Genomic DNA, 19969 nt, shown 5'->3' with positions numbered 1-19969 from the left:
GGGGAGGACGCCGCACACCTACAGCGCCCACCGCACTGTCGTGAAAGGCATCAGGCCGGTCTCCGGGCTTGCGACTGGACGTGAGTCCGACTACCTGAGCCTTCCCATGCATTCAGCACAGTGGCGTATTTCAGGTGCCTCGCCTTGTTGGCGGACGTCGCTTACCGTTGCGGGGGCAGCGCCGGAATTGTCTGCTCTGGCAGACGCACCGGCTTCCCAGTTTCACCCTCCTCGAATTGGAGGGAACCTGAAGCGAGGCTGAGAGTAGTGACCGACCTAGGCCATGTCAACTGCCGTACTGCTGAATCGGATTGCACCACCATGGCACGCAGCTCGCACTACCGCAGTGCAGGCCACACTGATTCAACCAGCCGTGCTGCCGGTGCCCTTGAGCATGTCGTTGTAGCTCAACACCGTACGGGCAACCTCGGCCAGACGCTGATTGCGCTCCATCGCTGCATTCTGCAGGGCGCGGTAGGCGTCTTGCTCATTGAGGCCATGCTGCTTCATCAGCAGCCCCTTGGCGCGCTCGATCACCTTGCGCTCGTTAAGCGTCTGGCGGGCGTCCTCCAGTTCGTCCTGCAACTGCTGCAGGCGCGCCGTCTGCTCGTGCAGCAGATCCAGCAGCGAGCCATTGACCTGCCCGCCCGGCGCCTCGCTGGGCAGACTCTGAAAGTCGGTCGCCTGCACGTTATAGAGTTTGACCGCCGGATCGGCACTGCCGTGATCCAGCTTGTCCAACTGGCGTATCAATCTTCGCTGGTTATCCAGATCGGCCTGCGCCTGCGCGATCTTCTCCGCACACAACTGCTGCAGATGGACAGCCAGCTGATCCTCAATCTGCTTCATCGCATCAATGCGCTGGGTGGTCAGCTCAAACCAGACATCGCCCAATGCGCCCTGCACCCGTTGCTCTGTACTAGTGCGCTCGGCCATCTGCCGCAGGCGCGCAATCTGCTCAAGCAACTCGTCAGCACAGAGCGTCTGCCACAATGCCAGTGACGGCGCGTCTGCCGCCTGCTGAAAGCTCTCAAAGCAGCGCGCCTGACCATCCTGCAGAAAACGCAGCTTGCCCTGCACCGCCGGATCGAAGTAACCGGCCATAAAACCCGCTACCCCTGTCGCCCGCTCCTGCCCGGCCAGCTCCTTGCCCTGCATGAAATTGAACAGTGCAACCAAAGCACGCGTTACCCGCGGATCCACCGCCGTATCAGCCGCATCGAACACCACGGCCAGCAATCCCGCGATCTGCCGGGAAAACAGCCGCGTGGCTTCAGCCGCCGACAGCGACTCGGCGCGTACGCGCTCACGCAGCCCGGGCAGACCGTCCAGACTATGCAACACATAAGCAATACGCGTGAACAGACGGGCCTTGTCGGCGCCGACGCTGCTTTCCGGGTGGATCTGCTCGAAGGCCCTGCGCACAACAATTTCCTGCTCGGCGGCCGCCTCACTGAGTGCATCAAGGGACTCGCGATGGCTATCAGCCTCACCGCCCAGGCAGAAATTGGAGTAACCTCGTTCACGCTGCAGCGCATGCACCAGGCGGCTTACCTCGGTAACCAGTGCACAGGTCAGCGACAGGGCCTGCAAGCCTTGCATTTCGCTGCGCCGCGCTGCCAGCATGAAGTCCAGCGCTGATGACATGAATGTTTCTCCGCCACGATTGATCTACCCACATTGAGCAAGACCTATGCCAGCCGGGCGGTTCACATCACAGAGAAATCGTTCTATAACCACGAACACTGCTCGAACCTTTTACCGGAGGAATACATGTTCGAACCGGGTCACCTGCATATCAGCCGTATCCGCCTGCTGCCATCCGACACCGGGTTCAGCCTCGACATCCGCTACAGCATCGAAGATCAGCGCAAAGGCGTGGACTTCACCGTCGATGGCACAGTAAACGACAACGAAATTCACGAGCGCTTTTCGCTGCCGCGTGATACCGCTTTCAACTTCGCCAGCAATGTCGACCATATTCTGCGTCGACACGGCGTATTGACGCCGGAGTTCATGTCGCTGACAGCGCATCATGAATACGACGCCATGTTTGAGGACATTCGCGGGCGACTGCACGCCTGGAACGGCGAGCCGATTGACCCGAGCCATCTGAAGTAGCGCCGAGTCAACCCGAAAAAAAGACACAAAAAAACCCCAGCTCTTGCGAACTGGGGCTTCTTGAATAATGGCGCAGCGGACGGGACTCGAACCCGCGACCCCCGGCGTGACAGGCCGGTATTCTAACCAACTGAACTACCGCTGCGCATCGTTCTTACGGCTGCTGGAAATCGACCTTAAGTCGCTCACCTTGTCCGTCTGAACTGGCGCGCATTTTATAGATTCTATCAACCGAGTCAAGCACTTGCAGAAGATTTATTGAAAATATCTTCAGCACTCCCGTGCAGCCCTCAGTTCATCTGCACCGCCTCCCTTTCGGTCGCTGACAGGGTCGGCCGTAACCACAGCCGACAGACCGCTGGCACCACCAACAAGGTGAGTACCGTGGAGGCCAGCAGGCCGGAAATAATCGCCCAGGCCATTGGCGGCCATAGTGTCGAACTGGAGAATGCCAGCGGCAGCAGCCCGGCGATGGTCGTGGCCGTCGTCAACAGAATCGGCCGGGTTCGACGCACCACCGCATCAGACACCGACCGATCAATCGTTCGGCCCTGCGCCAAGCCCTGATCCACCACGTCGATCAGCACAATCGCGTTATTGACCACGATACCAACGAGCGCGATAACCCCAAGCAGCGACTGGAAGCCAAACGGCACACCGGAAAACACCAATCCGGGCAGCACGCCCGCGCTGGCAAGCGGCACCGTCAGCAGCACGATGCCGAGGCGCTTGAACGAATTGAACTGCAGCAGCAGGAAGAACAGCAACAACAGAATACCGATGGGTGCCGTGGTAAACAGCGCACGGTTGGCATCGCCAGAGCCCTCACTGTCGCCGCCTATTTCCAGCCGTGTACCGACCGGCAATGCCACCTGGGTGAGCCGTTCCTGCAGCGCCTGCAGAACCTGACTGAAGCTGTAGCCCTGCTCCAGGCCGGCAGTCACCGTCAGCACACGCACGCCATCACGCTGGCGAATACTCGCTGGCTGCCAGGCGGGCACCACTCTCGCCACGGCAGTCAGCGGCACGGCCTGCCCCTGTGCATTAAACACGTTGGCAGACAGCAGTCGCTGCAGGGATTGCTGACTGCCCTCGTGGGTGCGTAACAAGATCGGAATCGGGTCCAGCTCCTGGCGATATTGCTCAACCGTCGTTCCGAGACTCTGGCGGAACAGCGCCTGCGCCACATCGGCCCGGTTCAACCCGAAGCGCTGCGCCTGGGCATCGTCCACCTCGATCCTGACGGTCGGCACCCCGAGGTCGATATCGTGGCGCACATCCACCGCGCCCGGCACCTGCTTGAGCAGCGCGAACAACTGCTCCGCAGAGGCAATACGCTGACGGTCGTCCGGATGGTAAACCCGTAACTCGACCGGTGCCTCGCGCGGCGGCCCCTGCCCCAGGGTTGTCGCCACTACATCCAGCTCGGGCCATTGCTCTGCTACGCTATCGCGCACCCAATGGATCAGCGGCCTGGTGTCAGCGAGTGATCGGGTATTGACCACCAGCCGTGCCCGATTGGGGGCCTTCGGATACCGGTTGAGGTTGTAGTAAAAACTGGGGCCGGTGGCGCCAGTGAAACGGTGCACCGAGAGCACTCCGGCTTGCCTCATGAGCTGAGCCTCCAGCGCTGCGGCGACCTCGGTGGTGTAATGCTGGTCGGTTCCTTCCGGCATGAACAGCTCGACCACGACCTGCGCACGATCAGCATTGGGGAAGAACTGCAGTTTGACCAGCGGAACCAGCGCCAGACTAACCGCAACCACTGCGGCGCCGAGCAGCAGCATCCCCTTCGGTGCACGCTCACTGAGCCTTGCCAATCCCGCTGAAAAACTTTCCATTCGGGTATTCATGCGTACTGGCGCAGGCCGCAGAAAGTACCCGGCCAGCATCGGCGCCACGCTGATCGCGAGTAGATAACTCACCAAGAGCGTCAACATGATCATGACCGGGATACCACGCGTGAAGTCTGCCGTGCCCCCCTTGGATAGCAGCATGGGAGTGAAAGCCGCCAGTGTCGTCGCAGTAGAGGCGCCCAGCGGCCCCGCCAACTCGCGCACAGCATTGAACGCAGCCTGCCAGCGGGATTCGCCAGCGTTCAGGCGGTCTTGGATGTTCTCGACCATCACAATGGCGTTGTCGATCAGAATACCCAGTGAAATCACCATACCGATCACCGCGATCTGGTGCAGAATGCCACCGCCAAGGTCGTACAGACCGAGACTGATCAGCGCGACCAATGGCAGCATCGCCGCCACCAGAACCCCCATCCGCCAGCCCATCCCCAGCAACACCACAGCGACAATGATCAACACACTGCTGAGCAGGTTCTGCTCCAGGCCATCCAGCCGCTCCTTGACCTGATCGGGCTGAAAGAACATTTCATCGATCCGCAGCGGTGCGAACTCGGGGCGCAGCGTATCCAGCCGCGTACGCAGCTGTTCGCCAAAACGAATCGCGTCCACCTGGCCCCGCTCCAGAATCAGTCCGACCAGAACGCTCTGATCACCGTCAAACCAGGCCCGTTCACCAATCGGCTCGACCGGACCGCGCCAGATATCAGCAATCGCGGCCAACGGCACGCTGCCACCCTGCGGCAACGGGATCTGGGTTGCCTTCAGCGCGGCCAGATCAACGAACTCACTGTTCGGCAGCACGCCCAGGCGCTGGGAGCCAACCACCACGAAACCACCTGGAATGACCTGATTACGCTGAGCCAGCAGGCCTGACAGCATCTGCGGCGACAGACCCAACCTGCTCAGCTCCGCATCGCGCAGCGCGATGGTGATCTGCTCATCGGTGTCACCATACAGCTCGACCCGCGCCAACCCGGGGAGATCCATCAACTGCCGCTTGAGGCGCTCGGCCTCATCACTCAGGCGCACCACCGAGGCATCGCCACGCACCGCCAGCACAACCGCCGGAATGTCCAGCAGTCGGTCATCCAGCTCCATACTCCGCACCCCGTCAGGGAACGAGAGCTGCGCCCGGGTCATGGCCTGCCGCACGCGATCCCAGGCCGCATCGGTGTCGTAGATCGTGTCATCCAGCATGACCGAGACCAGTGCCACGCCGGTGCGCGCAGTAGCGCGGATGAAATCGACCTCGGAGACTTGCGACAACTCATCCGACAGCGGCTCCAGCAGCAGCCGCTCCACCGACTCTGCCACGGCTCCCGGATAGACCACTGTGATCAGGCCTGCGCGGTATGGAAAGCTGGGGTCTTCCTGGCGCGCCATCGTCAGGTAGGACGCAACCCCGAGCACCGCCAGCATGACGACCACCATGCCCAGCAGCCGTGGGCGCATCAGCCGTTGCAGGTTCATGGCAGCAGCTCCACGGTGTCACCGTCAGCCAACCGACTGATGCCGGCATACACCACCTGATCACCAGCGCTGAGGGGCCCGTCTCGCAGCAGGGCACGCTCACCCTCAAAGCCGTCGACATCAATGGCGACCCGCTCCACACACTGATCAGTCAGGCGAAATACCGACAAACCAGCAGCAGAGCGCATCACAGCGGCCAACGGCACACTCAGGGCTTCCGCATCAGCCGGCTGCAGACCGACCTCAAGCGCATCGCCAGCCTGTACCGGCCCGTCCAGACCGACAACCAGCGGATACAGCACCGACCCTAGCGAGGCGCCGCGCCCAAGCTCGGCCACCCGCCCCGATAGCGGCTGATCTGCCAGCACCGACCAGACTGGCACCGGAGATCCAACTACCAAACCGTTCAGCAGCGCTGCGGGCACCAGCACCTCAACTTCCATGCCGTCGCCAGCAGCCATCTGCAAGACCGGTTGACCGGCGGCAACAAACTCACCCGGCTCGACCAGCAAGGCCTCGATACTGCCGTCAAAGGGGGCTCGCAGACGGGTCTCACCATTCAACTGCTCACTCTGCTGCAGGCTGGCGCGGGCGCTGCGCACACCAGCCTCTAGGGCAGCAAGACGCGCCTGTTGCTGCTCCTGATCAGCCTGCGAAAGTACGCCGCGCTGGAACAGTTGCTCGGCTCTTCGCAAATCCCGACGTGCCTGTGCGGCCTGGGCCTGCAATTCGGCCAGCCGGGCACGCGCCGCATCACGTGCCGGTCCGAGCTGCGGGTTGTAGAGCGTTGCCAGCACGTCCCCTGCTTTGACCGCCTGACCGATCTCTACAGGCCGCGTTGCCAAGGTGCCTCCGACCTGAAAGGTCAGGCTCGCGCGTTGCCGAGCCCGCGCGCTACCGGCAAAGCGCAATGCTTGCTGCCCTGCACCGACCGCAACCTCTGCCACCCTGACCGGAACAGCCACGGGTGCTGCAACACCTGGAGACTCCCCACCCTCGCCGCGACAACCGGCAACCGCCAAGCCAGCGACTGCCGCCAGGACCCACAAGCGGCAGCGCCGCCCTTGCCAACCCGATGCTCTGACCATCATCCTGCTCCCGGAAAGACAAACCTTATTAACACTTTGTCAGACATTGACACATTGTCAATAACTGGCAAAATGTTTTTCATCACCGCAATCGAGAAAACCGATGAGCGCTACCGAACGCAGAGAACGGGAAAAACAGGAACGCCGGGACAGCATCCTGGACAGTGCCGAACAGTGCTTCTTCAGCAAAGGGTACGAGCGCACCTCAATGAACGAGATAGCGCACGGAGCCACACTCAGCCGGGCGCTGCTTTACGTGTACTTCAAGGACAAAGCGGCAATCATGCGCGGCCTGATGCTGCGCGCCGGGCAACGCCTGCTGGAGCGCTTCCACAGCGCACAGGCAGCGGGCGGCAGCGGCCTGGAGCAACTCAAGCGGATCGGCCGGAGCTACTATCAATTCAGCATCGAGTGCCCGGATTATTTTGATGTATTGACCGACGCCAGCACCTTTGCACACCTGGTCGACAGCGACGAGCAAAGCGCCGAACTGGCGCACTGCTACGAGCAGTCAATGGCCTGCATGCTGCAATCGATCCACGATGGCATTACCGATGGCAGCCTCAACCCTGAGCTGGCCGCAGAGCCCCTGCTGACAGCCAACTTTTTGCGCGGCGCGCTGCACGGGGTCATCCTGCAGACCCGCCAGCACGACCCCTGCCAAGACAATCAGCCGTCACCAGAGCAGATGATCGACTTCACCCTGCAGATGCTAAACCAGTCACTGCGCGCCTGAGGCAGTTGCTTGCCATCCCCGGGATCAGCGCCCATGATGACTACTCATACACTTGAGGAGTACCCCATGCCCTGGTATGGATGGCTATTCATGGCACTGGCCTTCGGCAGCGTGCTGGGCAGCCTGCTGCTGTTGCGTGACAACGCTGGCAGCAACCGCGTCAGCCCGGAAACCCTGGCCAAGGTCAAGGCACGCGAAGCACAGCTCAAGGCAGAGGAAGCCGAGGAAGAAAAGCGCTGAACAACGCGGTAGACTAGGCGCCTGTAACGCCAGACTTCAACCAGGCGTCGCTTTCGCGATGCCGTCATCATTACGACGCTGACAAACCATGGTCAATTCACTGCAAGCTCAACTGCTCAAGGCCGGACTGGTCGACGAGAAGAAACTCAAGCAGGCGCAGCGCGCCAAAAAGAAAGAAGCCAAGGCTCAACCAGCCGGCGAGAAAACCCCAAGCGCCGCGCAGAAAGCCCGCGAACAAAAGGCCGAACGTGACCGCGAACTGAATCAACAGCGCCAGGCAGAGGCCGCGCGCAAGGCAGCCGAAGCGCAGGCCAAGCAGATGATCGAGCAGAACGTAGTCGATCGCGCTGGCGGCGAAACACCCTATCAGTTCGTCAGCAAGAACAAGATCAAGAAGATCCATGTCACCGAAGAGCAGTTTGCTCTGCTCAGCCGAGGCCGGCTCGGAATTACCCGCCTGTCAGGCGGATTTGTACTGATTCCGATCGACATCGCCGAAAAGGTCCGCGAGCGCGTACCGCACTGGCCGGTGCATGTGGCCGAGGTGAAGAAAGAAAGCGCCGCCGAGGATGATCCCTACGCCGGCTACGAGATTCCTGACGATCTCATGTGGTAAGGCGAATCGGCCGCGCCAGGCACCCCGTCCTGGCGCGGCGGATTCGTTTATCAGGCGTCTGCTTCCGTAGCGGATTCAACCGGTTGGTTGCCCGCGCCATTTTCCTCGCGATCATGCTGACGCTGGCGCTCCTGATCATAGTCATCCTCGGAGCAGTTCGGCTTATGCATGAACGTTCTGGATACGTCGATCAGGCCGACGTGTTCAATCGTGCGACGACCGATCAATACCGGATAGTTCATGTCGCCGCGATCGCGCAGCGAGAATTGCTCCTCGTAGACCCGATCTCCCATACAGATCGACATCTTCACCACCGGCCGGCGATCCGCCCCCCCAGCACCGCGTACCAGAATCCGCCGAAAGACCGGCCGCTCAAAGTGCATGGTGACCATCTCGTCAGTATCGGCATCGCGTACCGGCACATCGTAGCGAACCCACTCCTTGCCGTGATGCTCAAATTCTTCCAGGTTGACTGCATGCATGGACGAGGTCAGAGCACCTGAGTCCACCTTGATCTTGACCGCCGTGTACTCCGGCAGAATCAACCCTTTCTCGATCCAGCCAACCACCCGCGGACCGAACTGCACAGCCTCATCCGCCGCATGCGCGACGCCTGCGCCCAGCGCAGCACACAACAGACCAACCGACAGACCCGCCAACTTCAATACTGACCGCATGAGACACCCTTACATTGATTAACCACCGGCCTTTTTGCCGGCGAGACAGAGCGCGCAGTGCCACGCGCCTTATGAGTAAAGATCACAAAAACAGATAACCTCTTGCAACCCCGGCGCGCATGCAGTCAAATCGCCAGCACGGATGACGGGAAAATACCGCTCAGGTTTTGACGGATTCGGCCGACACTGAGATACAACGCCACTGCGAACAGGATTCGTTGCAGGCATAAAAAAATAATAGACATCACCACTAGGCGTGTGGAGGTTACATGAAGCTGTTGCGCAACATTCGAATCAGTCAGAGGATCTGGCTGATCCTGATTATTGCCCTGGGCAGTACTATCATTTCCGAGGGGCTCTCCCTCTCCCACCTCCATACCGAAATGAAGCAGGACGAGGTCACCAAGGCAACACATCTCGTCGAGGTTGCGCACGACTTGATGGAGTACTACCACAAGAAGGAAGTCAGTGGAGAACTCACCGGTGAGCAGGCTCGCCAACAGGCCCTGGAAGCACTCTCGGCGTTGCGCTACGACGGCAACGAATACTTCTGGGTCAACGACCTCGACAACATCATGATCATGCATCCGCTGGCGCCACAGACCGTCGGCACGGACCTGTCCGAAGCCAAGAACACCGACGGCGTGAGCGTTATCCGCGAAATGGTAGCACTGGCCAGAGACAAAGGCACCGCCAGCTTCCAGTACAACTGGCCAAAGCCGGGTGAGAAGGAACCATCGCAAAAGATCGCTGCGTTCAAGCTGTTCAAACCCTGGGGTTACATGATCGGTACCGGCATCTATATCGATGCCCTGCAAGCCAAATTCCAGCAAGCACTGTACACCTCGCTGATCACGGCCCTGATCATCACGCTGGTAATGTTCGCCCTGCTCTTCATCATCGGGCGCAGCATTTCGCAACCGCTGGACAAGGTGGTCAACGCCATGCGCGGCATCGCGAGCGGTGAAGCCGACCTGACCCGTCGCCTGGATGACGATGCCCATGACGAGCTGTCCCAGATCGCCAGCTACTTTAACCGTTTCAATCGCAACCTGGCCGACATCATCGGTCAATTGGGTGACAGCGCCCGCCAGTTGATCAGCTCCAGCCAGCAACTGGATCAGATCAGCAACAACAGCCTGCGCGACATGAGCCGCCAGTCCGAGCGCATGGAATTGATGGCCACCGCCATCAACGAGATCACCTACGGTGTGCAGGACGTGGCTCAGAACGCCAACGCCGCCGCCCAAGAGGTCGAGAACGCCAACCAGGGTGCCGCCAACGGTCGCCAGCAGGTCGAGCAGACCATCCACGAGATACGTCTGCTGTCCGACAGCGTCAACACCGCTGTTCAGCACATGGAAACCCTGTCCACCGATGCGAACGAAATCACCTCCGTGCTGGACGTCATCCGCAACATCGCCGAGCAGACCAACCTGCTGGCGCTGAACGCCGCCATTGAGGCAGCGCGTGCCGGTGAGATGGGACGTGGTTTTGCAGTGGTTGCCGACGAGGTACGCAATCTGGCCCAGCGCACCCAGCAGTCGACCGAAGAAATCCACAACATGATCAGCAAGCTGCAGACCAACACCCAAACGGTGGTCGGTGTGATCAATGAGAGCAGCCGCCACTCCCAGGCCAGCGTGGATCAGGTCAATGAGGCCGGCACAGCATTGGAGCAGATTGCTCAATCGATGGAGCAACTGGTTGCGCTCAACGCCTCGATTGCCAGCGCCACTACCCAGCAATCGACCGTGGTTGAAGACGTAAACCGCAACGTCACCGAAGCGGCCGAGCTAGCTCGCGAAACTACCGATGGTGCCCGCGAAACAGCGCAGGCAGGTCAGCACCTGGCTGGCCTGGGTCGTCAGATCGACGAACTGGTACGCCGCTTCAAAGTCTGATCGGCCTGCCACAGCAAAAAAGCCCAGCCCGGATTCCCGGGCTGGGCTTTTTTGTGATTCATCGCGGAGGGTCAGTGCGAGCCTCCACTTGCAGCTTACCGTTTAATGCATGCGCGGTTGTTGTGTCAGTCTTTCGCCTTCACGGCGAGCCAAAGGGGACCGCTTGCCCGGGCACCCGGCTACGCGGCCCTTCGGGTTCGCTGCGTTGCTCGGTCTAGCCGGGGCCGGCAGAACTCGTCGCTGCGCTCCTCAAACAGGCTGCCGTCCTTTTTCCCGCCAGCCCTGCGCTACTCGCCCGCGTAAACGGGGCCAACCCCGGTGCACACCCAACCATTCGCGCATTCGGTTAACTGCCTCGCCCCCTTGTCGCACTGGCCCAAACTTCGCAAAGAACCACAAAAACGCCCTGCCCGGTTTCCCGAGCAGGGCTTTTTTGTGCCTGAATGCGTTACAGCACCATCACCGCAATCCAGCCAAAAATAATCAGCGGCAGGTTGTAGTGGATGAAGGTCGGCACCACAGTATCCCAGATGTGGTTGTGCTGGCCGTCCACGTTCAGACCCGCAGTCGGGCCGAGGGTCGAGTCGGAGGCAGGAGAACCGGCATCACCCAGCGCCGCGGCGGTGCCAACCAGAGCAACGATCGCCGCCGGACTGAAGCCAAGGTGCATCGCCAGCGGCACATAAATGGCTGCAATGATCGGTATGGTCGAAAAAGATGAGCCGATGCCCATGGTAATCAGCAGCCCGACCAGCAACATCAGCAGTGCTGCCAGCGCCCGGTTGTCGCCAATCATCGCCGCAGAACTGTCAACCAACGTAGCAATCGCACCGGTCGCACGCATGACCTCGGCAAAGCCGGCAGCAGCAATCATGATGAAGCCGATCATGGCCATCATCTTCATGCCCTCGGTGAATACCCCGTCGGCCTCACGCCAGCGCACGACACCCGATACCGAGAAAATGACGAAGCCGGCCAGCGCGCCCATGATCATGGAGTCCAGCCAAAGCTGAATGACGAACGCGGCGACCACTGCGCCCAGCGCAACCAGCAGCGACATCGGGTTGTAGCTGGCTTCCGCGCGCTCCACTTCACTGATTCGCTGCTCATCGTAATGCCGTGGTTTGCGGTAGCTGACAAACACTGCCACCAGCAGACCAAACAGCATGCCCAGCGCCGGCAGGGCCATCGAGTGCATGACGTTGATACCCTCAACGGAGGCGCCGCTTTCCGCCACGTTTGCCAATAGGATGTCATTGAGGAAGATGCCGCCAAAACCGACCGGCAGGAACATGTAGGGCGTGATCAGACCAAAGGTCAGCACGCAGGCCACGGCTCGACGATCCAGCTTCAGCCGCGCCATCACGAACAACAACGGCGGCACCAGCAGCGGAATGAACGCGATGTGAATCGGCAGGATGTTCTGTGAGGAGATAGCAACGGCCAGCAGCACCAGCAACAGCATCAGCTTGAGCACGCCGCCGCCACCGTCGCGTCGACTGTCGACCAGACCAAGCCCCTTGTCCGCCAGCGCATGGGCCAGACCAGACTTGGCAATCGCTACGGCAAACGCCCCCAGCAGCGCGTAGCTCAGCGCAATATTGGCCCCTTTGCCTAGCCCGGACTGGAAGGTGCTCAGGGTGGTTTCCAAACCCAGGCCGCCCAGTAGACCGCCGGTCAACGCACCAAAAATCAAGGCAACCACCACATGCACGCGGCACAGGCTGAGCACCAGCATCACGGCGACAGCCGCTACTACTGCATTCATTTCTGACTCCCCATCTTCATGTCGCCTGCCGCCCCTTTGCAGCAAGCCCCACAACCCGGCGCCAAACGAGGCACCCCGAAGGCCGCGTACTCTGCCCCACTCCCCTGCCACTGTCAAAGAGCGCTGACCAAAGGCACCAACGTGCCAGGATCAGGTACAGTAAGCCCCCCATCACGTCATTGAGGCCCGTCATGCAACGCATCGCCATTGTCGCCGGCAGTAGCCGCACCGATAGCCAGACCGCCAAGGTCGCCGCCTTTATCCGTCAAACACTGATCAGCACCCACAACCTGGACGCCGAGGCGGTTTCAGTTATTGATCTGGGCAAAGGGCCTTTGCCGCTGTGGCCAAGTGAAGAGGACAGCCGATGGCCTGAATACGAAGCACAACTAAGCGCTGCGGATGCGGCGATCATTCTAGCGCCGGAATGGCACGGAATGGCCTGCCCGGCGATCAAGAACTTCTTCCTCTACGCCAGCAAGGCACAATTGGCCCACAAACCCGCGATGCTGGGTGCCATCTCTGCGAGTGTCGGCGGCGCATTCCCGATCAGCGAACTGCGCGCTTCCAGCTACAAGAACTGCCGCCTGTGCTACATCCCGGAGCACCTGATCGTACGTGACGTTAACCATGTCATGAACGGCGAAACGCCAGAGTCCCAGGCCGACGAGCGCTTGCGTCAGCGACTCGATTACAATCTCGATGTACTGCTGCATTACACCCGCGCGCTGGCAAGCATCCGTCCCTTGATTGACATGAGCAACCCCGCCTTTGCCAACGGCATGTCCTGATCAGGGCCGCATTAGACTAAAGTACAGGCCGTCATCCTACCGTCCGGGCGGCGGCCTGCAAGGCTCGGAACAGAGCCATCACGCCTGCTGATTCACTGCATTTTCAAGACACTCGCATGACAGTTCGACGATGGTCGTAAAGTCAGGCGTGCAGTCGCGTGCTTTATTTTCCTCGGCGTAACCCATGCCACACCTCACATCAGGAGAATAACAATGAAGCATGTGACTCCCCTAGCGCTCGCCGTTACCGCGGCGATTGCCTGCGGCAACACCCAGGCCGCGGGATTCGCAGACGACGCCACCGCGTCCCTGCAACTGCGCAATTTCTACTTCAATCGCGATTTCAGAGACCCCGGTGCACAGTCCAAGGCCGAGGAATGGGCCCAAGGCTTCATCTTCAAAGCAGAATCCGGCTACACCCCTGGCGCACTGGGATTCGGTGTCGACGTCTACGCTGGCCTCGGTCTGAAGCTGGACTCCGATGACGAGCGCGCCGGCTCAGGATTGCTGGCCAACAGCTATGGTGATGAAGGCAAGGGCAGCTATAGCGAAGCCACCGCCGCGCTCAAGGCGCGCCTGTCCAACACCGTCCTCAAGGTTGGCGGCCTGATGCCCAAACTGCCAGTCGTCAGCTCCGGCGATTCCCGCCTTCTCCCGCAGAGTTTCACTGGCGCCAGTTTGTCCATGAACGAAATCGAGAATCTCGATATTCAGGCCGGCCAGTTGCGTGAGGTCAACTACCGCAACAGCAGCAACCGTGAAGACATACGCGCCACCGTTGGCGGCGCCTCTGACCGCTTCAACTACCTGGGCGGTAGCTACGCCTTCAACAGTAAAAACACCACCATTGGGCTCTGGCGTGCGGAACTGCAGGACGTCTACAACCAGAACCTGATCAACCTGATTCACACCCAGCCGGTGGGTGACTGGAAGCTCGGCGTCAACCTTGCCTGGTTTGATAGCAGTGACGATGGCAACCAGCCCATCGACATTGACCACCAACTGACCTCACTGACATTGTCCGCAGCCACCGGCCCGCACACTTTCCGGCTGGGCTATCAGGACAGTGACGGGGATACCGCCTTCCCATACCTGGCCGAGACCGATCCGTACATCGTCAACTATGTGCAGATCCTCGACTTCACCCGCGCCGATGAGCAGTCCTGGCAGGCGCGCTACGACATCAACTTTGCATCGCTGGGCGTCCCCGGATTGAGCGCATTTGCCCGCTATGTCAGCGGTGACAACTTCAAGGTAGCCGGCAATGATGGCAGCGAGTGGGAGCGCGACATCGACGTCAGCTACACCGTCCAGAGCGGCACATTCAAGAATCTGGCCGTACGCTGGCGTAACGCCATGGTGCGTTCCGACGCCACCCGCGACATCGATGAGAACCGCCTGATCCTGAGCTACAGCATTGCCCTGAAGTAATACTGCTCCATCCAGGCCCCCCACACGATTGCCTGGAATTTTGCCGCTGCGCCATCCCCGATTGGTCGCAGCGGTTTTTTTTGCTCAGCACGGACATCAGTGCAAGCTGAAAGCAAACGGTCCACCGCAGGGACACCTGCCCTCCAACCTGTGAAGACCTGCCTTGCGCCCCCGGTCCTCTGCCTTGCGCTCTCGAGCCCCACATCCAAGCCATGAAAAAAGGCGCCGAAGCGCCTTTTTCAATGCGGACAATCGCCTGCTCAGTAACGCTCAACCTCGGCTTCACTGCGCAACTGCTGCTGGGCTGCGGCAAAGTCCTGCTGTCCCGACTGACCGGCAACGAACAGACCATACTGATCCGCGCCACCTTCTGCCGACTGCACGTCTTCAGCAACCGAAACACCGTTCAGCACGACCAGCCAGTAGCCGCCTGCCGCACGCTTGAAGCTGGCGTAGACCGGCTTGTCGGCCTCAGGCTTCGGCATGGCAAAGACATTACGTAGCAGGGCTTGGTCAATCTGGTTTTCACCACGACCAACCGCTTCGTGCTGCTGCCATTCGAGGCCCGCCTGCTCAGCCGCCGCGTCAACGGTCAGCGCCTGCGAACGCAGTTGCTCAACCAGTTGATCAGCCTTCTCAGCAGCGGCTTGCTCAGCCTTGGTATGGGCAAGTTGGGTACGGATGTCTGCACTAACGTCTGCCAGTGGGCGCTGCTCCGGCGTGAGGTGCTGCTTCACCCGAATGACCACCACGGTGTCAGCGTCCAGCTCAATCAGATCACTGTTGAATCCGTTGTTCAGAACGTCATCGCTGAACGCTGCGTTCATCACCTTCGGGTTGGCCGCCAGGCCTTCACCACCGAGACGCTCGACCGGCCCCAGCGTTTCAACAGTCAGGCCAAGCGCAGCGGCAGGCTCTGCCAGGTCTGGGGCTTCATGAGCCAGATTGGCCAGTTGCTGGGAAGCATCAACAAAGCTGCGTTCGACCTGCTCGGTCTTCAGTTCCTGGACCAGTTGATCACGCATGGAGTCCAACGAAGGCACTTCCGGCGCCTTCAGATCGGTCAACTTGACCAATTGGAAGCCATAGCTGGTACGCACTGGCGCGGACACTTCGCCCGGCTGCAACGCAAACAGCGCGTCATCAAACGCCTGGTCGAAGCTACCCTTAACGATGTAGCCCAGATCACCGCCATCACGGGAGCTGCCGGTGTCATCTGACATTTCTTCAGCGACCTTGGCAAAGTCCTCACCAGCCGCAATACGCGCTGCAGCCTCATCGATGCGTGCCTTGGCAGCAGCCTCGTCGTCGCCGATCTCAACCAGAATATGCGAGGCGCGACGCTGCTCGGCAAGATTGCCGATTTCACGCTCGTAGAGCTGCTGAACAGCCTCGTCATCGACCTCGACCTGGTCGAAGAAACTCTTGCGTGACAGTGTCAGCGTATTCAGCACTACTCGCTCAGGGGTCATGAATTGCTGCGCATTAGCAGCGTAATAGGCTTCCACCTCGGCATCTGTTACCTCGGTGTCAACATCGTCGACCGGCATTGCCAACGCAGCAAAATCACGAGTCTGGTTCTCCAGCGCAGCTAACTGCTTACTCTCCAGCGGCGTGGCAAAGGAGGTGGCCTCGTATCCATTGCGATACTGGGTAATCAGCAACTGCTGACGCACCAGGTCACGGAAGGCCATACGCGATGGCATCCCCATGTTGCGAATCACCACATCAAAACGGTTGGCGTCAAACTTACCGTCAACCTGAAAGTCCGGCGTACTCAGGATCAACTGATCGATCATCTGATCGGAAATCTGGAAACCCGCTTCCTGAGCTCCCTGAATCAATACAGAGCGTTCAATCATGCCGTCCAGCACGGTGCTGCGCAGGAAGGCTTCATCGATCATGCTCGGATCAAACTGACTGCCCATCTGCTGCAGCTGCTGCATCAACTGGCGGCGCTGCAGAGCAACGGCCTGCTCAAGCTCCAGCTTCGAAATCGGCTCACCGTTGACCTCGGCTGCTTCATCCGCCTTGTTGGTAAAGCGGTTGATGGATTCCCATCCTGTCAGCGCAAAAATCAGCACGATGATGCCGACGATCACCTTGGCGACCCAGCTCTGTGCATTGTCCCTCATTGTTTGCAGCATCATGCCCCCGAAGCGTCTGCAGAGTACGACTTTAAGGCCTTCGGCCTCCGAAATGGTTCCGGCGTCGCTTTTTTATTTGTCCAACAAAAAAGGCGCATCACATTGATGCGCCTTTCTGCTAACTGTCGAGACCAGCTGGAGAAGCCATCGCTGGCAGTCTGGTTACCGGTCCCGAAGCGCATCCCAACAACCGGGATGCGTCACATCAGATCAGGGACGCGATCAGTTAACGGCGTCCTTCAGAGCCTTGCCAGCCTTGAAGCTGGGGATCTTGGCTGCGCTGATCTCGATCGGCTGACCAGTCTGCGGGTTGCGACCAGTGCGAGCGGCACGCTCTTTGACTGCGAAAGTACCGAAACCTACCAGAACAACCGAATCACCGTCTTTCAGAGCACCGGTAACGGAATCAATGACGGCGTCCAGAGCACGACCGGCAGCAGCTTTCGGAATATCGGCAGATGCGGCGATGGCATCAATCAGTTCAGACTTGTTCACTCTAAGTCCCCTTATATCTAGTTCAATGAGTTGTTAGTCATTATGTAAGCTTTTGGTCTTAGCAAAGCTGTGGCCAGTCAGCATACCTGCATAGGTCGAAGCCGCTTTATAGCAAGCGGTCAAAAACCGTGTCAAGGAGTGCCAATGGCACTCTGGACGGGTCAGTGAAAGCATCCACAGCGGAATCCATCACCCACCAAACTCTGATGGTCCTATCAGTGAGTACTGATGCGTCCCTTTTCATCAGTCTCGCGATTGTCATCCTTTGCCACCATCTCTTCAACCCCTTCTTTCAAGGGCTCCGGCGAGTATTGCAGCGCAATAGCCAACACTTCGTCAATCCATTTTACCGGTTTAACCTCGATATCCTGGAGGATCTTCTCAGGAATCTCTTTCAGATCACGTAAATTGTCGTGCGGAATGATCACGGTACGGATGCCGCCGCGGTGCGCAGCCAGCAATTTCTCCTTCAAACCACCAATCGGCAGAACCTGACCGCGCAACGCAATTTCGCCGGTCATGGCAACATCTGCCCGCACCGGGATACCAGTCAACGCGGATACCAACGCGGTACACATGCCGATACCAGCGCTCGGACCATCCTTCGGCGTCGCGCCTTCCGGCACGTGGATATGGATGTCGTTCTTCTCGTGAAAATCAGCCGCAATACCAAGACTCGCAGCGCGGCTCCGCACCACTGTCAGCGCCGCACTGATGGATTCCTGCATGACGTCACCCAGCGAACCGGTTTTGATCTGACGCCCCTTGCCCGGTACCACAACCGCCTCCAGACTGAGCAATTCACCGCCAACCTGGGTCCACGCCAGACCGGTTACCTGACCGACCTGGTCGCTCTCCTCGGCCAGGCCGTACTTGAACTTGCGCACGCCCAGATAATGCTCCAGCAGCGCCTCGTCCAGCACTACCGGCTTGGGCTTGCGTTCAGTTGCCTGCTCCTTGACCACCTTGCGGCAGACCTTGGCGATCTGGCGCTCCAGGCCACGCACACCCGCTTCACGGGTGTAGTAGCGAATCAGGTCACGCAGCGATTCAAGGGTGAAGGTAAGCTCGCCTTTTTTCAGACCGTTGTTCTTGGTCTGCTTCGGCACCAGATAGCGCTGGGCAATATTGATCTTTTCATCTTCGGTGTAACCCGGGATGCGGATAATTTCCATCCGGTCCAGCAACGGGGCGGGAATGTTCATCGAGTTAGAGGTGCAGATGAACATCACATCAGACAGGTCGTAATCGACTTCCAAATAGTGATCGTTGAAGGCGTGATTCTGCTCCGGGTCGAGCACTTCGAGCAGGGCTGAGGACGGATCGCCGCGCATGTCCTGCCCCATCTTGTCGATCTCATCGAGCAGGAACAGCGGGTTCTTCACCCCGGCCTTGGTCATTTTCTGAATCAATTTGCCCGGCATCGAACCGATGTAGGTACGACGGTGACCACGAATTTCGGCCTCATCACGCACGCCACCCAGCGCCATGCGCACAAACTCGCGATTGGTCGCACGCGCCAGTGACTCACCCAGAGACGTCTTACCAACGCCCGGAGGGCCCACCAGACACAGCACAGGGCCTTTCAGCTTGCGTACCCGCTTCTGCACCGCCAAATACTCGAGAATGCGCTCTTTGACCTCTTCCAGGCCATAGTGATCGGTCTCCAGTACCTTCTCGGCGCGCTGGATGTCATGCTTGACCTTGGTCGCCTTCTTCCACGGCACGCCCGTCAGCCAATCGATGTAGGAGCGGACCACCGTGGCTTCTGCCGACATGGGCGACATCATCTTCAGCTTGTTCAACTCGGCGTTCGCCTTGGCCAGCGCCTCTTCAGTCATCCCTGCCTCGTCAATCTTGCGACGCAGGTCGTCGAACTCACTGTGTCCGTCCTCCAGATTACCCATCTCCTTCTGGATGGCTTTCATCTGCTCGTTGAGGTAATACTCGCGCTGACTGCGCTCCATCTGTTTCTTGACCCGGCCACGGATGCGCTTCTCGACCTGCAGTAGATCGATTTCACCATCGAGCACGCCAAGCACATGCTCAACCCGATCACGCAGTGGCAGGACTTCCAGAATCTTTTGCTTTTCATCCAGTTTTAGCGACAAATGCGCCGCCATGGTGTCGACCAGACGGCCGGGCTCGTCGATGCTGGACAGCGAAGAGACGACTTCGGCCGGCACTTTCTTGCCGAGCTGCACGAACTGCTCAAACTGGCTCATCAGGCTGCGCACCAGCACTTCGGACTCGCGCTCATCCAGTGCGGAGTCGTCCAGCAGGTCGACCTCTGCGCGCTGATAATTGCCGGTGTCGTCCAGTTCGGTAATACGGGCACGACGCTCACCTTCGACCAGCACCTTCACTGTGCCGTCGGGCAGTTTCAGCAGCTGCAGAATGGTGGCCAGGGTACCCATTTCGTAGAGACCGTCACGACCCGGATCGTCGTCACCCGGATCCCGCTGGGCGACCAGTAGCACCTGCTTATTGCTCGACATCGCCGCGTCGAGCGCCTGAATGGATTTGTCACGCCCGACAAACAGCGGGATGACCATATGGGGATACACCACCACATCACGCAGTGGCAGGAGCGGGAATTCGCTAGAAGTCGTCATGGCAGAGGCTCGCT

At 59.6% G+C, this 19969-nt stretch carries 15 protein-coding genes, 1 tRNA gene and 1 riboswitch; of the genes, 7 read left to right on the top strand and 9 right to left on the bottom strand.

Annotation, left to right across the window (positions count from 1 at the left end):
• Positions 1-36: 36 nt before the first annotated feature.
• A riboswitch (cobalamin riboswitch) is annotated at positions 37-266 on the bottom strand.
• 97 nt (positions 267-363) lie between these two features.
• Positions 364-1647 (bottom strand): nitrate- and nitrite sensing domain-containing protein, encoded by a 1284-nt coding sequence (locus tag ACKPCU_RS10995; protein WP_321346668.1) that lies wholly within the window; start codon positions 1645-1647, stop codon positions 364-366.
• A gap of 126 nt (positions 1648-1773) precedes the next feature.
• Between ACKPCU_RS10995 and ACKPCU_RS10990 the strand changes: the two genes are divergently transcribed.
• Positions 1774-2121 (top strand): DUF5064 family protein, encoded by a 348-nt coding sequence (locus ACKPCU_RS10990; protein WP_104738671.1) that lies wholly within the window; start codon positions 1774-1776, stop codon positions 2119-2121.
• Between the two features lie 68 nt (positions 2122-2189).
• Here the strand turns inward: ACKPCU_RS10990 and ACKPCU_RS10985 are convergent.
• The 3 genes from ACKPCU_RS10985 to ACKPCU_RS10975 all read right to left on the bottom strand — a co-directional run bounded on the left by ACKPCU_RS10985 (position 2190) and on the right by ACKPCU_RS10975 (position 6412).
• Positions 2190-2266, bottom strand: a tRNA-Asp gene (locus ACKPCU_RS10985).
• 145 nt (positions 2267-2411) lie between these two features.
• Positions 2412-5447, bottom strand: a complete 3036-nt coding sequence (locus tag ACKPCU_RS10980) for an efflux RND transporter permease subunit (protein ID WP_321346666.1) — start codon at positions 5445-5447, stop codon at positions 2412-2414.
• Positions 5444-6412 carry an efflux RND transporter periplasmic adaptor subunit gene (locus ACKPCU_RS10975; RefSeq protein ID WP_321346664.1) on the bottom strand — a complete coding sequence of 323 codons (969 nt, stop codon included), beginning with the start codon at positions 6410-6412 and terminating at the stop codon, positions 5444-5446. Before ACKPCU_RS10975 ends, ACKPCU_RS10980 begins: the two co-directional genes overlap by 4 nt.
• A 226-nt stretch (positions 6413-6638) precedes the next feature.
• Here ACKPCU_RS10975 and ACKPCU_RS10970 point away from each other — a divergent pair, with 226 nt between their 5' ends.
• The 3 genes from ACKPCU_RS10970 to ACKPCU_RS10960 all read left to right on the top strand — a co-directional run bounded on the left by ACKPCU_RS10970 (position 6639) and on the right by ACKPCU_RS10960 (position 8127).
• Positions 6639-7271 (top strand): TetR/AcrR family transcriptional regulator, encoded by a 633-nt coding sequence (locus ACKPCU_RS10970; protein WP_321346662.1) that lies wholly within the window; start codon positions 6639-6641, stop codon positions 7269-7271.
• 66 nt (positions 7272-7337) lie between these two features.
• Complete coding sequence (locus ACKPCU_RS10965; protein WP_104738668.1) at positions 7338-7511, top strand: DUF2897 family protein; 174 nt, start codon at positions 7338-7340, stop codon at positions 7509-7511.
• A gap of 88 nt (positions 7512-7599) precedes the next feature.
• On the top strand, positions 7600-8127 hold the full coding sequence (locus ACKPCU_RS10960) for a DUF2058 domain-containing protein (protein WP_321346659.1): 528 nt from the start codon (positions 7600-7602) through the stop codon (positions 8125-8127).
• Positions 8128-8177: 50 nt separating this feature from the next.
• On the opposite strand, the gene rloA3 is transcribed toward ACKPCU_RS10960, so the two are convergent.
• Complete coding sequence (gene rloA3, locus ACKPCU_RS10955; protein WP_104738666.1) at positions 8178-8804, bottom strand: retropepsin-like aspartic peptidase RloA3; 627 nt, start codon at positions 8802-8804, stop codon at positions 8178-8180.
• Positions 8805-9073: 269 nt separating this feature from the next.
• Between rloA3 and ACKPCU_RS10950 the strand changes: the two genes are divergently transcribed.
• Complete coding sequence (locus ACKPCU_RS10950) at positions 9074-10708, top strand: methyl-accepting chemotaxis protein (RefSeq protein WP_321346656.1); 1635 nt, start codon at positions 9074-9076, stop codon at positions 10706-10708.
• 448 nt (positions 10709-11156) lie between these two features.
• Here ACKPCU_RS10950 and ACKPCU_RS10945 read toward each other — a convergent pair whose 3' ends face one another.
• Positions 11157-12476 (bottom strand): Na+/H+ antiporter family protein, encoded by a 1320-nt coding sequence (locus tag ACKPCU_RS10945; RefSeq protein ID WP_321346654.1) that lies wholly within the window; start codon positions 12474-12476, stop codon positions 11157-11159.
• 191 nt (positions 12477-12667) lie between these two features.
• Between ACKPCU_RS10945 and ACKPCU_RS10940 the strand changes: the two genes are divergently transcribed.
• Together ACKPCU_RS10940 and ACKPCU_RS10935 are read left to right on the top strand one after the other, a co-directional pair.
• On the top strand, positions 12668-13267 hold the full coding sequence (locus tag ACKPCU_RS10940) for an NADPH-dependent FMN reductase (RefSeq protein ID WP_321346652.1): 600 nt from the start codon (positions 12668-12670) through the stop codon (positions 13265-13267).
• Positions 13268-13480: 213 nt separating this feature from the next.
• On the top strand, positions 13481-14698 hold the full coding sequence (locus tag ACKPCU_RS10935) for an OprD family porin (protein ID WP_321346650.1): 1218 nt from the start codon (positions 13481-13483) through the stop codon (positions 14696-14698).
• Positions 14699-14958: 260 nt separating this feature from the next.
• Here the strand turns inward: ACKPCU_RS10935 and ACKPCU_RS10930 are convergent, their stop codons facing one another.
• The 3 genes from ACKPCU_RS10930 to lon all read right to left on the bottom strand — a co-directional run bounded on the left by ACKPCU_RS10930 (position 14959) and on the right by lon (position 19955).
• Entirely contained in the window at positions 14959-16833 is a 1875-nt protein-coding gene (locus ACKPCU_RS10930; protein ID WP_308421309.1) for a SurA N-terminal domain-containing protein, read from the bottom strand.
• Between the two features lie 234 nt (positions 16834-17067).
• The gene (gene hupB, locus ACKPCU_RS10925) at positions 17068-17340 is read right to left on the bottom strand and encodes a nucleoid-associated protein HU-beta (protein ID WP_065336085.1); all 273 of its coding nucleotides are present in this window, start codon (positions 17338-17340) and stop codon (positions 17068-17070) included.
• 215 nt (positions 17341-17555) lie between these two features.
• Positions 17556-19955: an endopeptidase La gene (gene lon, locus ACKPCU_RS10920; protein WP_321346637.1), complete on the bottom strand. Its 2400-nt coding sequence runs from the start codon at positions 19953-19955 to the stop codon at positions 17556-17558.
• Positions 19956-19969 lie beyond the last annotated feature (14 nt).

It is taken from the genome of Halopseudomonas oceani (genome assembly GCF_963677335.1).
GTDB lineage: Bacteria > Pseudomonadota > Gammaproteobacteria > Pseudomonadales > Pseudomonadaceae > Halopseudomonas > Halopseudomonas oceani.
Note: the sequence above shows the minus strand (reverse complement) of the source record. Positions and strands in the feature narration are given on the sequence as shown.

Bases quoted from the DNA above. Each gene is read 5' to 3' on its own strand.
- ACKPCU_RS10995 (WP_321346668.1), bottom strand. From the start codon at position 1,647: ATGTCATCAGCGCTGGACTTCATGCTGGCAGCGCGGCGCAGCGAAATG.
- ACKPCU_RS10990 (WP_104738671.1), top strand. From the start codon at position 1,774: ATGTTCGAACCGGGTCACCTGCATATCAGCCGTATCCGCCTGCTGCCA.
- ACKPCU_RS10980 (WP_321346666.1), bottom strand. From the start codon at position 5,447: ATGAACCTGCAACGGCTGATGCGCCCACGGCTGCTGGGCATGGTGGTC.
- ACKPCU_RS10970 (WP_321346662.1), top strand. From the start codon at position 6,639: ATGAGCGCTACCGAACGCAGAGAACGGGAAAAACAGGAACGCCGGGAC.
- ACKPCU_RS10965 (WP_104738668.1), top strand. From the start codon at position 7,338: ATGCCCTGGTATGGATGGCTATTCATGGCACTGGCCTTCGGCAGCGTG.
- ACKPCU_RS10960 (WP_321346659.1), top strand. From the start codon at position 7,600: ATGGTCAATTCACTGCAAGCTCAACTGCTCAAGGCCGGACTGGTCGAC.
- rloA3 (WP_104738666.1), bottom strand. From the start codon at position 8,804: ATGCGGTCAGTATTGAAGTTGGCGGGTCTGTCGGTTGGTCTGTTGTGT.
- ACKPCU_RS10950 (WP_321346656.1), top strand. From the start codon at position 9,074: ATGAAGCTGTTGCGCAACATTCGAATCAGTCAGAGGATCTGGCTGATC.
- ACKPCU_RS10945 (WP_321346654.1), bottom strand. From the start codon at position 12,476: ATGAATGCAGTAGTAGCGGCTGTCGCCGTGATGCTGGTGCTCAGCCTG.
- ACKPCU_RS10940 (WP_321346652.1), top strand. From the start codon at position 12,668: ATGCAACGCATCGCCATTGTCGCCGGCAGTAGCCGCACCGATAGCCAG.
- ACKPCU_RS10935 (WP_321346650.1), top strand. From the start codon at position 13,481: ATGAAGCATGTGACTCCCCTAGCGCTCGCCGTTACCGCGGCGATTGCC.
- ACKPCU_RS10930 (WP_308421309.1), bottom strand. From the start codon at position 16,833: ATGAGGGACAATGCACAGAGCTGGGTCGCCAAGGTGATCGTCGGCATC.
- lon (WP_321346637.1), bottom strand. From the start codon at position 19,955: ATGACGACTTCTAGCGAATTCCCGCTCCTGCCACTGCGTGATGTGGTG.